Origin of the sequence: Enterobacter cloacae complex sp. CARB60 (genome assembly GCF_036487345.1) — a bacterium.
GTDB lineage: Bacteria > Pseudomonadota > Gammaproteobacteria > Enterobacterales > Enterobacteriaceae > Enterobacter > Enterobacter asburiae_D.
On record NZ_JAZKLC010000002.1, the window covers coordinates 365,262 to 376,871 of the forward strand.

Genomic DNA, 11,610 nt, shown 5'->3' on the forward strand with positions numbered 1-11,610 from the left:
TCACCCGGCAATGTCACATCAAAAATCCGCTTTCAACACCACGCGGTAGCGGGCTTTGCCGTCACGCACGTGCTGGATCGCTTCGTTGATTTTCGACATCGGATACAGTTCGGTGGTCGGGGCCACTTTGGTGCGTCCGGCAAACTTCATCAGCTTGCGTAACTCAAACGGCGTACCGGTCGCGGAGCCTGACACGCTGCGATCGCCGCCGATCAGGGTAAACGCCGGAACCGGCAGCGGCTTCATTACGGCACCTACGGTATGGAAGTTACCGCCGTAGGCCAGTGCTTCAAAGTACGGCTGCCAGTCGAGATCCACGTTAACGGTGTTGATGATCAGGTCAAACTGCCCAGCCAGCGCGTTCAGCGCTTCAGGATCGCGGCTGTTCACGACTTTATCCGCACCCATCGCCAGCACTTCTTTCTCTTTTGCCGGGTTCGAGCTAAACGCCGTCACTTCACAGCCCATCGCGTGCAGCAGCTTGATGGCGATATGGCCAAGACCGCCAATACCGATCACGCCCACGCGGCTGGTGGCGGTGATATGGTGCATCAGCAGGGGTTTGAAGACGGTGATACCGCCGCACAGCAGCGGACCGGCGGATTCGATATCAATACTGTCCGGCAGCGGGATGACCCATTGCCAGTCGGCGCGCAGCTTATCGGCAAAACCGCCTTTGTTGAGAATGGTGGGAACGGCGCCCTCGAGGCAGTTGATCTGATTACCGCTGATACAGGCATCGCAGTGGCCGCAGCTGCGTGCCGTCCAGCCAATGCCCACGCGCTGGCCCACTTTCAGCCCTTTGTCCTGCGCGGCGCTACCGAGCGCCACGACGCGGCCAATGACTTCGTGCCCGGCAACCAGCGGATAGCTCGAGAAGCCCCATTCGTTGTCGATCATCGAGAGATCTGAGTGGCAGATCCCGCAGTAATCCACCTGCACTTCGACGTCTTCTGCTTTTAGTTCGCCAGCATCGTACTCGTACAGCTCAAGTTCTGCACCCGCCTGCGGTGCGGCGTAGCTTTTTATCTTCGACATCGTGTTTCCCCCGTTATGGTGTGAACTGAGAGTGTAGAGCATTCAGTTTACAGCCGCTTAACAGAAGAGGGCAGGAATGAACGTTACAGACTTTTCAGCATTCTGACTTCGCAATCAACGTGGCCGGTACAGCCCAATGGCGCATCAATATGCTCAAAGCCCAGATGTTCATACAGGCCAATGGCCTCTTTGAGGAAAGCGGTGGTTTCAAGGTAGCAGCGGGTAAAACCCTGCTTGCGTGCGTGGTCCAGCGCAATCAGCGCCAGCTTTTTCGCCAGTCCTTGCCCGCGCGCCGTTGGCAGAAAATACATTTTCTGTAGTTCGCAGATATCCGGCTCGCTGCAGCTGAGGGGGGCCACGCCGCCACCGCCCACAACCTGGCCATTCTGCTCGATTACCCAGTAGGCATGCCCTGGCTGGCTGTAGAGCTGGAAAAGGTCGTCCAGGTTCGGGTCAGCAACCGTGTAGCCTTTGTCAGCCGTCAGACCATACTCGGCAGAAACGGTGCGGATAACGGCGGCGATAGCCGGATTATCCTGCTCAGTGATCCGACGCATCGTCGTCGCGACGGGGGTAATCACGCTCATAGCATTACTCATTACAAAAATTGACACATAACTGCTGTTAATAGCACCGCAGAAAGGGGAGTGCAAGCGAGGAGTTTTCAGGAAGGTTACCCCTTACGCCCTGAAGCGTAAGGGGTAAAAGCATTACAGGGCCGCGATAACCGCCTGCTGCTCAATCAGCTTGGTCTTCGCATCGGCGAAAGCAACCAGACGCTCACGCTCTTTCGCGATGACCGCTTCCGGCGCGCGGGCGACAAAACCTTCGTTCGCCAGCTTGCTTTCGATTTTGCCAATTTCTACGTCGACTTTCGCCACTTCTTTCGCCAGACGAGCCAGCTCGGCGTCTTTGTCGATCAGGCCTGCCATCGGGATCAGCAGCTCGGCGCCGTCGATGATTTTGGTCACGGAAACCGGACCTTTGTCATCCGCAGGCAGCACGGTGATGCTTTCCAGGCGCGCCATGGTCTTGAGGAAGGTGTTGTTCTCGGTGACGCGACGAACAGCCGCTTCGCTACAGCCACGAAGCAGCAGCTCCAGCGGTTTGCCAGGGGCGATGTTCATTTCTGCACGGATGTTACGTACAGCGACGATCGCCTGCTTCAGCCACTCGGTATCCGCGGACGCCGCTTCATCAACCTTAGCCGCATCGAATTCCGGGAACGGCTGCAGCATGATGGTATCGGCGTTGATGCCTGCAATCACCTTCACGCGCTGCCAGATGGTTTCCGTGATAAATGGAATGACCGGATGCGCCAGGCGCAGCAGGCCTTCCAGAACGGTAATCAGCGTATTGCGCGTGCCGCGCAGTTCCGCCTCAGTACCGCCGTTCATCACCGGCTTCGCCAGCTCCAGATACCAGTCGCAGAACTGGTTCCAGGTGAATTCATACAGGATGCCCGCCGCGATATCGAAGCGGTAGCTGTCCAGCGCGTCGCGGAACGCTTTCACCGTCTGGTTGAATTCCGCCAGGATCCAGCGGTCCGCCAGAGACAAGGTCATTTCGCCGCCGTTGAAGCCGCAATCCTGATCTTCGGTGTTCATCAGCACGAAGCGGCTGGCGTTCCACAGCTTGTTACAGAAGTTACGGTAACCTTCCAGACGCTTCATGTCCCAGTTGATGTCACGACCGGTAGAGGCCAGTGCCGCCAGGGTGAAGCGCAGGGCGTCGGTACCGTGAGACTCGATCCCGTTCGGGAACTGCTTCTCGGTGCGCTTGCGGATTTTCTCAGCCAGCTGCGGCTGCATCATGTTGCCGGTACGTTTTTCCAGCAGGTCTTCCAGAGAGATACCGTCAACCATATCCAGCGGGTCAATCACGTTACCCTTGGACTTGGACATCTTCTGGCCTTCGTCGTCGCGGATCAGGCCTGTCATGTAGACGGTATGGAACGGAACCTGCGGCTTGCCATCTTCGTCTTTGATGAAGTGCATGGTCATCATGATCATGCGGGCAATCCAGAAGAAGATAATGTCGAAACCGGACACCATCACGCTGGTTGGGTGGAACTGACGCAGCGCGTCGGTGTTTTCTGGCCAGCCGAGGGTGGAGAAGGTCCACAGCGCGGAGGAGAACCAGGTGTCCAGCACGTCTTCGTCCTGACGCAGCGCAACGTCCGCGCTCAGGTTGTTTTCCTGACGCACTTCGTCTTCGGTGCGGCCAACGTAGACGTTGCCTTCGTTGTCGTACCACGCCGGAATACGGTGACCCCACCACAGCTGGCGGGAGATACACCAGTCCTGAATGTCACGCATCCAGGAGAAGTACATGTTTTCGTACTGCTTCGGCACGAACTGAATGCTGCCGTTCTCAACCGCTTCGACAGCCGGTTTCGCCAGCACGTCGGCACGCACGTACCACTGGTCGGTCAGCATTGGCTCGATCACCACGCCGCCACGGTCGCCGTATGGCACGGTCAGATCGTGAGGTTTGATCTCTTCCAGCAGGCCGAGCGCGTCAACGGCAGCCACGATGGCTTTACGCGCGGCAAAGCGTTCCAGCTTCTGGAACTCAGCCGGGATCTCGCTGGAGTAAACGTCGGATTCGTTGCCTTTGGTGTCATACACTTCAGCGCTCTCACGGATATCGCCGTCGAAGGTCAGAATGTTGATCATCGGCAGGGCGTGACGACGGCCGACTTCATAGTCGTTAAAGTCGTGTGCCGGGGTGATTTTCACGCAGCCGGTGCCTTTTTCCATGTCGGCGTGTTCGTCGCCCACAATCGGAATACGGCGGTTTACCAGCGGCAGCACCACAAATTTGCCGATCAGATCTTTATAACGCGGATCTTCCGGGTTAACGGCCACGCCGGTATCGCCCAGCAGGGTTTCCGGACGGGTCGTTGCGACCACCAGGTAATCTTTACCGTCGGCGGTTTTCGCGCCATCGGCCAGCGGATAGCGGATGTGCCACATGGAGCCTTTAGACTCGCGGTTTTCCACTTCCAGGTCAGAGATGGCGGTACGCAGTTTCGGATCCCAGTTTACCAGGCGTTTGCCACGGTAAATCAGGTCTTCTTTGTACAGGCGGACGAAGACTTCTTTAACGGCGTTGGACAGGCCTTCATCCATGGTGAAGCGCTCGCGCTCCCAGTCCACGGAGTTGCCGAGACGGCGCATCTGACGGGTAATGGTGCCGCCGGATTCTGCCTTCCACTGCCAGATTTTGTCAATGAACGCGTCGCGACCGTAGTCGTGGCGGGTTTTTCCTTCTTCAGCGGCAATTTTACGCTCAACCACCATCTGGGTCGCGATACCCGCGTGGTCAGTCCCCGCCTGCCACAGGGTGTTTTTACCCTGCATGCGCTGGTAGCGGATCATGGTGTCCATGATGGTCTGCTGGAAAGCATGACCCATATGCAAACTGCCGGTGACGTTCGGCGGCGGGATCATGATGCAGAAGGACTCTTTGCTTTCGTCGCCGTTAGGCTTGAAATAGCCCTGCTGTTCCCAGTGCTCGTAAAGCGGCTGTTCGATATCGCGTGGGTTATATGTCTTTTCCATTATTTCCAGGTTGCCGTATTCAGGTTAAAACCAGCCAGGCGGTACGCTTTATAGCGTTCGCGCGCCAGTTGTTTCAAAGATTCTTCGTAAGGGACAAAGTCTACCACTTCTGTGAAAGCGGTGGCAAAATCTGCAAAATCTATCCGCAGGCTAATCAGAATATCGCGCGCGCTGCTGTTGCGCTTTTGCGGCCAGGCAATTTCAACCGGTGCTCCACCGCGCGGGCCTTCGCCCGACAGGTTATGCGGCACAAAACTCTCCGGCGGGCGCGCCCACAGCGCCTCATCAAGGCGAATGGCCTGCTGTTCATCTTCACAGGCAATCAGAACGCGTTTACCTGCGCGCCAACGTTCTGCGGCAATTTCACACACCAGCTGTTCGACGGCGCTGAGGCCATCCTGATGGGTGTCGTTGTCCAGAAGGTAGAACGTTGCATTCTTCATATATGGGGCTTCTTGTCGTGGATTTAAATGCAAAGCCGGGTGGTGCTACGCTTACCCGGCCTACGGTTGAATGACGCTGTAGGCCGGGTAAGGCGAAGCCGCCACCCGGCGTTTTACATCACTCGTCGCCGTTAAAACCCGCACGATTGAGCAGGAACTGCGACAGCAGCGCCACTGGACGACCGGTTGCGCCTTTGGCTTTACCGGAGCGCCATGCGGTGCCCGCGATATCCAGGTGCGCCCAGTTGTACTTGCGGGTGAAGCGTGCCAGGAAGCAGCCCGCGGTGATCGCACCGCCAGGACGTCCGCCAATGTTCGCCATATCCGCAAAGTTAGACTCCAGCTGATCCTGATACTCGTCACCCAGCGGCAGACGCCATGCGCGGTCCCCGGCCTGCTCTGAGGCACCAATAAGCTCGTGCGCCAGCGGATTGTGGTTCGACATCAGGCCGGTGATGTGGTGGCCCAGCGCAATCACACAGGCACCGGTGAGGGTAGCGACGTCAATCACCGCTTCAGGCTCGAAGCGCTCAACGTAGGTCAGCACGTCACAGAGTACCAGACGGCCTTCGGCGTCGGTGTTCAGCACTTCAACGGTCTGGCCGGACATGGTGGTCAGAACGTCACCCGGACGATAAGCGCGGCCGCCAGGCATGTTTTCGCAGCCTGCCAGTACGCCGATCACGTTGATAGGCAACTGAAGTTCCGCCACCATGCGCATCACGCCGTAAACCGCCGCCGCGCCGCACATGTCGTACTTCATCTCATCCATGCCTTCGGCAGGCTTGATGGAGATACCGCCGGAGTCGAAGGTCAGGCCTTTACCGACCAGCACGACAGGACGCGCGTCTTCGGACGGATTGCCTTTGTACTCGATGACGGACATCAGGGATTCGTTTTGCGAGCCGTTACCGACTGCCAGGTAAGAGTGCATCCCCAGCTCTTTCATCTGCTGTTCGCCGATGACGCGGGTAATGACGTTTTTGCTGTAGGCGTCGGCCAACTGACGCGCCTGGGAGGCCAGGTACGCCGCGTTACAGATGTTAGGCGGCATATTGCCAAGATCTTTGGCCGCTTTAATGCCGGCTGCGATCGCCAGACCGTGCTGGATCGCGCGTTCGCCGCTGGTCAGTTCGCGACGGGTAGGCACGTTAAAGACCATTTTACGCAGCGGACGACGCGGCTCGCTTTTATTGGTCTTCAGCTGATCGAAGCTGTACAGGCTCTCTTTTGCCGTTTCAACCGCCTGACGCACTTTCCAGTAGGTGTTACGTCCTTTGACGTGCAGCTCGGTCAGGAAGCAGACGGCTTCCATTGAGCCTGTATCATTCAGCGTATTGATTGTTTTCTGAATTACCTGCTTATACTGACGTTCATCCAGCTCGCGTTCTTTGCCGCAGCCAATCAGCAGAATACGCTCTGACAGTACGTTCGGAACATGGTGCAGTAACAGCGTCTGCCCAGGTTTGCCTTCCAGTTCGCCACGGCGCAGCAGGGCGCTAATATAGCCGTCACTGATTTTATCGAGTTGCTCGGCGATCGGGGAGAGTCGGCGTGGTTCAAAGACGCCCACAACGATGCAGGCACTCCGCTGTTTCTCCGGGCTACCGCTTTTTACACTGAACTCCATGCACTACGCTCCTGAATCTTAAAGACAACGGCGGCTGCTACGGATAGAATTGAAACCTTTCGTAACTCATGTCCGCTGTTGTGGTGACTTCGTGTTAATCTTACGTTACTACGGTTTCGACACGTCAGAAAAAGTCCTGAAGCGTGAATCCGCTGGATGTTTTAATCTTAGCGATGATTTCGACGACTCAAGAGAATAAATGACGTTTAAGCCATGAAACAAGCGAAATTCCTGCAAAGAGACGGGTTTTTACGGGCGTATTTAAAGTGATAATCATAAGATATCTGGTGCGGGAGACGCTCAAGAGCCAACTGGCGATCCTCTTCATCCTGCTGCTGATTTTTTTCTGTCAGAAGCTGGTTAAGATCCTCGGTGCGGCCGTTGACGGCGAAATTCCAACAAATCTGGTGCTTTCCCTGCTTGGTTTAGGGATCCCGGAAATGGCGCAGCTCATCCTGCCGCTAAGTCTTTTCCTTGGCCTGCTCATGACGCTTGGGAAACTCTACACCGAGAGTGAAATCACGGTGATGCATGCCTGCGGCCTGAGCAAAGCGGTACTGGTGAAAGCGGCCATGATACTGGCGCTGTTCACGGGTATTGTTGCGGCGGTGAATGTGATGTGGGCGGGCCCCATGTCCTCCCGTCATCAGGACGAAGTGCTGGCCGAAGCGAAAGCAAACCCCGGCATGGCGGCGCTAGCCCAGGGGCAGTTCCAGCAGGCGACCGACGGCAACTCCGTGCTGTTTATTGAGAGCGTTGACGGCAGTAAATTCAACGACGTCTTCCTGGCGCAGTTACGTCCCAAAGGTAACGCGCGTCCGTCAGTGGTGGTTGCAGACTCCGGTCAGCTTGCTCAGCGCAAAGATGGTTCTCAGATCGTGACGCTGAACAAAGGCACCCGTTTCGAAGGCACCGCGATGCTGCGCGACTTCCGTATTACGGATTTCCAGAACTATCAGGCCATTATCGGCCATCAGGCGGTGGCGCTCGATCCATCGGATACCGAGCAAATGGACATGCGTACCCTCTGGAATACCGATACCGACCGAGCGCGCGCTGAGTTCCACTGGCGTATTACGCTCGTCTTCACCGTGTTTATGATGGCGCTGATTGTCGTTCCGCTGAGCGTGGTGAACCCGCGTCAGGGACGCGTGCTCTCTATGCTGCCGGCGATGCTGCTTTACCTGATCTATTTCCTGCTGCAAACCTCGATTCGTTCTAACGGCGCGAAAGGTAAGCTGGACCCTATGGTCTGGACATGGTTCGTCAACAGCCTGTACATCTTACTGGCGCTGGGATTAAACCTGTGGGATACGGTGCCTGTGCGCCGCATACGTGCCCGATTCTCGCGTAAAGGAGCCATCTAATGCAGGCGTTTGGCGTTCTTGATCGCTATATCGGTAAAACCATTTTTACCACCATCATGATGACGTTGTTCATGCTGGTGTCGCTCTCCGGCATTATCAAATTTGTCGACCAGCTGAAAAAAGCCGGGCAGGGTAGCTATGACGCGCTGGGCGCGGGGATGTATACCCTACTCAGCGTGCCGAAAGATGTGCAGATCTTCTTCCCGATGGCGGCCCTGCTGGGGGCGCTGCTGGGGCTGGGGATGCTGGCGCAGCGCAGTGAGCTGGTCGTTATGCAGGCCTCGGGTTTTACCCGCATGCAGGTTGCGCTGTCGGTAATGAAAACCGCGATCCCACTGGTGCTGTTGACCATGGCGATTGGCGAGTGGGTTGCGCCGCAGGGCGAACAGATGGCGCGTAACTACCGTGCCCAGGCCATGTACGGCGGTTCACTGCTCTCGACTCAACAAGGTTTATGGGCGAAAGACGGTAAAAACTTCGTCTACATCGAACGGGTAAATGGGAATGATGAACTGGGTGGGGTGAGCATCTACGCTTTTGATGACCAGCGCCGTCTGAAGTCAGTTCGCCACGCCTCTTCGGCGAAATTTGATGCCGACAAAAAACAGTGGCGCTTGTCCCAGGTCGATGAATCTGACCTGACCGATCCGAAACAGATCGCCGGGTCTCAGACGGTAACCGGTACGTGGAAGACCAACCTGACGCCCGATAAGCTCGGGGTCGTGGCGCTGGATCCTGACGCGCTCTCCATCAGCGGTTTACACAACTATGTGAAATACCTGAAGTCGAGCGGGCAGGATGCAGGACGTTATCAGCTCAACATGTGGAGCAAGATCTTCCAGCCGATGTCCGTGGCGGTGATGATGCTGATGGCGCTGTCGTTTATCTTCGGCCCGTTGCGTAGCGTGCCGATGGGCGTGCGCGTTGTGACCGGTATCAGCTTCGGCTTTGTGTTCTACGTGCTTGACCAGATCTTCGGTCCGCTGACGCTGGTTTATGGTATTCCGCCGATGATTGGTGCGCTGCTGCCAAGCGCCAGTTTCCTCCTGATCAGCCTCTGGCTGCTGTTAAGACGCTCCTGATAGACCTCTCCTCGCTTCCGGTTAACCGGAAGCGAGGCTAATCTCCTGTTTCACCCCGCACTTTTTCTCACAACCTTCAACGCCCCGCCCTGAATTTGAGTATTATTGAGCGATAAAGTCGTGAAGGGATCCTCTATGAAGCAAATTCGAATGCTTGCCCAGTATTACGTCGACCTGATGATGAAGCTTGGGCTGGTGCGTTTCTCCATGCTGCTTGCGCTGGCGCTGGTCGTTCTGGCCATTGTCGTGCAAATGGCCGTCACCATGGTTCTGCATGGTCAGGTCGAGAGTATCGACGTCATCCGCTCCATCTTCTTTGGCTTGCTCATTACTCCCTGGGCGGTCTATTTCCTTTCCGTGGTGGTTGAACAGCTGGAAGAATCCCGTCAGCGTTTGTCAAAACTGGTCGATAAACTGGAAGAGATGCGTGAACGCGACCTGAAGCTCAACGTTCAGCTCAAAGACAACATTGCGCAGCTGAACCAGGAGATTTCAGATCGTGAGAAGGCGGAGGCCGAGCGTCAGGCTACCCTTGAGCAGCTGAAAATCGAAATGAAAGAGCGCGAAGTCACGCAGATCCAGCTTGAGCAGCAATCCTCTTTCCTGCGGTCGTTCCTCGATGCTTCGCCGGATCTGGTGTTTTACCGTAATGAAGATAAAGAGTTTTCCGGCTGTAACCGGGCGATGGAGTTGCTCACCGGGAAAAGCGAGAAGCAGCTGATTAATCTGAAGCCGCAGGACGTTTACTCTGAAGAGGCGGCGGCCAAGGTCATGGAGACGGACGAAAAAGTCTTCCGCCATAACGTCTCGCTGACCTATGAACAGTGGCTGGATTACCCGGATGGACGCAAAGCCTGCTTTGAGATCCGTAAGGTGCCCTACTATGACCGCGTGGGGAAACGCCACGGCCTGATGGGCTTTGGCCGCGATATCACCGAGCGTAAGCGCTATCAGGACGCCCTGGAGCGAGCCAGCCGTGACAAGACCACCTTTATCTCCACCATCAGCCACGAGCTGCGTACGCCGCTTAACGGCATTGTCGGGCTGAGCCGTATTCTGCTGGATACCGACCTGACCGCAGAGCAGGAAAAATACCTCAAGACTATCCATGTCTCAGCGGTCACGCTGGGTAATATCTTCAACGATATTATTGATATGGATAAGATGGAGCGCCGTAAAGTTCAGCTTGATAATCAGCCTGTTGATTTCACCAGCTTCCTTGCCGATCTGGAAAATCTGTCCGGCTTGCAGGCGCAGCAGAAGGGACTGAGTTTTGTCATGGATCCAACCCTGCCGCTGCCGCATAAAGTGGTGACTGACGGCACGCGTCTGCGCCAGATCCTGTGGAACCTTATCAGCAACGCGGTGAAATTTACCCAGAAGGGGCAGGTGGCGGTGCGCATCCGCTTTGACGAAGGCGATATTCTGCACTTCGAAGTGGAAGACTCCGGGATGGGTATTCCGCAGGAGGAGCAGGACAAAATTTTCGCGATGTACTACCAGGTGAAGGACAGCAACGGCGGGAAACCGGCTACCGGAACGGGCATTGGCCTGGCGGTCTCTAAACGGCTGGCAAAGAGTATGGGGGGCGATATCACCGTTGCCAGCCAGCCGGGTAAAGGGTCAACCTTCACGCTGACGGTCCATGCGCCGGCGGTGGCGGAGGAGGTTGAGGATACCTTTGAAAACGACGACATGCCGCTGCCTGCGCTGCACGTCCTTCTGGTGGAAGACATTGAGCTGAACGTGATTGTGGCGCGCTCTGTGCTGGAAAAGCTGGGCAACAGCGTGGATGTCGCGATGACCGGTAAGGCCGCGCTCGAGATGTTTAAACCGGGCGAATACGATCTTGTCCTGCTGGATATTCAGCTACCGGATATGACCGGGCTGGATATCTCGCGTGAGCTGACGCGTCAGTACGCGGCCGACGAACTGCCGCCGCTGGTGGCGCTGACGGCGAACGTACTGAAAGATAAAAAAGAGTATCTCGATGCCGGTATGGACGATGTACTCAGCAAGCCGCTGGCGGTGCCTGCTCTGACCGCCATGATTAAGAAGTTCTGGGATACCCGTGATGAAGAGGAGAGCACCATGACGTCTGTTGATAGCGCAAAAGCCCAAACGATACTCGATACCGCGATGCTGGAGCAGTACATCGATCTGGTCGGCCCGAAACTGATTACCGACGGTCTGGCGGTATTCGAAAAAATGATGCCGGGCTATCTGAGCGTGCTGGAATCAAACCTGACGGCTCGTGACCAGAAGGGCATTGTGGAAGAAGGACATAAAATTAAAGGTGCCGCCGGCTCGGTTGGCCTACGCCACCTGCAGCAGCTGGGCCAACAGATTCAATCGCCTGATTTACCTGCATGGGAAGATAACGTGGGTGATTGGGTTGAAGAGATGAAACAAGAGTGGCAAAACGATGTGGCGGTGCTTAAAGCATGGGTCGATGCCAGAAAAAAATGACCCCGGCTTAACCGG

At 56.3% G+C, this 11,610-nt stretch carries 8 protein-coding genes; 3 read left to right on the top strand and 5 right to left on the bottom strand.

Annotated elements, in window-relative coordinates:
- Positions 1-18 precede the first annotated feature (18 nt).
- From ahr to pepA, 5 genes are all read right to left on the bottom strand, one after another.
- Entirely contained in the window at positions 19-1,038 is a 1,020-nt protein-coding gene (gene ahr / locus V4835_RS02750) for an NADPH-dependent aldehyde reductase Ahr (RefSeq protein WP_029739607.1), read from the bottom strand.
- 83 nt (positions 1,039-1,121) lie between these two features.
- Entirely contained in the window at positions 1,122-1,625 is a 504-nt protein-coding gene (locus V4835_RS02755; protein WP_063143589.1) for a GNAT family N-acetyltransferase, read from the bottom strand.
- A 123-nt stretch (positions 1,626-1,748) separates the two neighbouring features.
- Positions 1,749-4,604, bottom strand: coding sequence for a valine--tRNA ligase (locus V4835_RS02760; RefSeq protein ID WP_331411141.1), 2,856 nt, complete (start codon positions 4,602-4,604; stop codon positions 1,749-1,751).
- Positions 4,604-5,047 carry a DNA polymerase III subunit chi gene (gene holC, locus V4835_RS02765; RefSeq protein WP_008502815.1) on the bottom strand — a complete coding sequence of 148 codons (444 nt, stop codon included), beginning with the start codon at positions 5,045-5,047 and terminating at the stop codon, positions 4,604-4,606. Before holC ends, V4835_RS02760 begins: the two co-directional genes overlap by 1 nt.
- 118 nt (positions 5,048-5,165) lie before the next feature.
- Positions 5,166-6,677 (bottom strand): leucyl aminopeptidase, encoded by a 1,512-nt coding sequence (gene pepA / locus V4835_RS02770; protein ID WP_032642395.1) that lies wholly within the window; start codon positions 6,675-6,677, stop codon positions 5,166-5,168.
- 266 nt (positions 6,678-6,943) lie between these two features.
- On the opposite strand from pepA, the gene lptF reads away from it, so the two are divergent.
- The 3 genes from lptF (at position 6,944) to arcB (ending at position 11,595) form a co-directional block, all read left to right on the top strand.
- On the top strand, positions 6,944-8,044 hold the full coding sequence (lptF, locus tag V4835_RS02775; protein WP_063143587.1) for an LPS export ABC transporter permease LptF: 1,101 nt from the start codon (positions 6,944-6,946) through the stop codon (positions 8,042-8,044).
- Positions 8,044-9,126, top strand: a complete 1,083-nt coding sequence (gene lptG / locus V4835_RS02780) for an LPS export ABC transporter permease LptG (RefSeq protein WP_063143586.1) — start codon at positions 8,044-8,046, stop codon at positions 9,124-9,126. Before lptF ends, lptG begins: the two co-directional genes overlap by 1 nt.
- Positions 9,127-9,261: 135 nt before the next feature.
- Positions 9,262-11,595: an aerobic respiration two-component sensor histidine kinase ArcB gene (arcB, locus tag V4835_RS02785; protein WP_063143585.1), complete on the top strand. Its 2,334-nt coding sequence runs from the start codon at positions 9,262-9,264 to the stop codon at positions 11,593-11,595.
- Positions 11,596-11,610 lie beyond the last annotated feature (15 nt).

Excerpts from the sequence above, each read along its gene's own strand:
- ahr (WP_029739607.1), bottom strand. The coding sequence starts at position 1,038 with ATGTCGAAGATAAAAAGCTACGCCGCACCGCAGGCGGGTGCAGAACTT.
- V4835_RS02755 (WP_063143589.1), bottom strand. The coding sequence starts at position 1,625 with ATGAGCGTGATTACCCCCGTCGCGACGACGATGCGTCGGATCACTGAG.
- V4835_RS02760 (WP_331411141.1), bottom strand. The coding sequence starts at position 4,604 with ATGGAAAAGACATATAACCCACGCGATATCGAACAGCCGCTTTACGAG.
- holC (WP_008502815.1), bottom strand. The coding sequence starts at position 5,047 with ATGAAGAATGCAACGTTCTACCTTCTGGACAACGACACCCATCAGGAT.
- pepA (WP_032642395.1), bottom strand. The coding sequence starts at position 6,677 with ATGGAGTTCAGTGTAAAAAGCGGTAGCCCGGAGAAACAGCGGAGTGCC.
- lptG (WP_063143586.1), top strand. The coding sequence starts at position 8,044 with ATGCAGGCGTTTGGCGTTCTTGATCGCTATATCGGTAAAACCATTTTT.
- arcB (WP_063143585.1), top strand. The coding sequence starts at position 9,262 with ATGAAGCAAATTCGAATGCTTGCCCAGTATTACGTCGACCTGATGATG.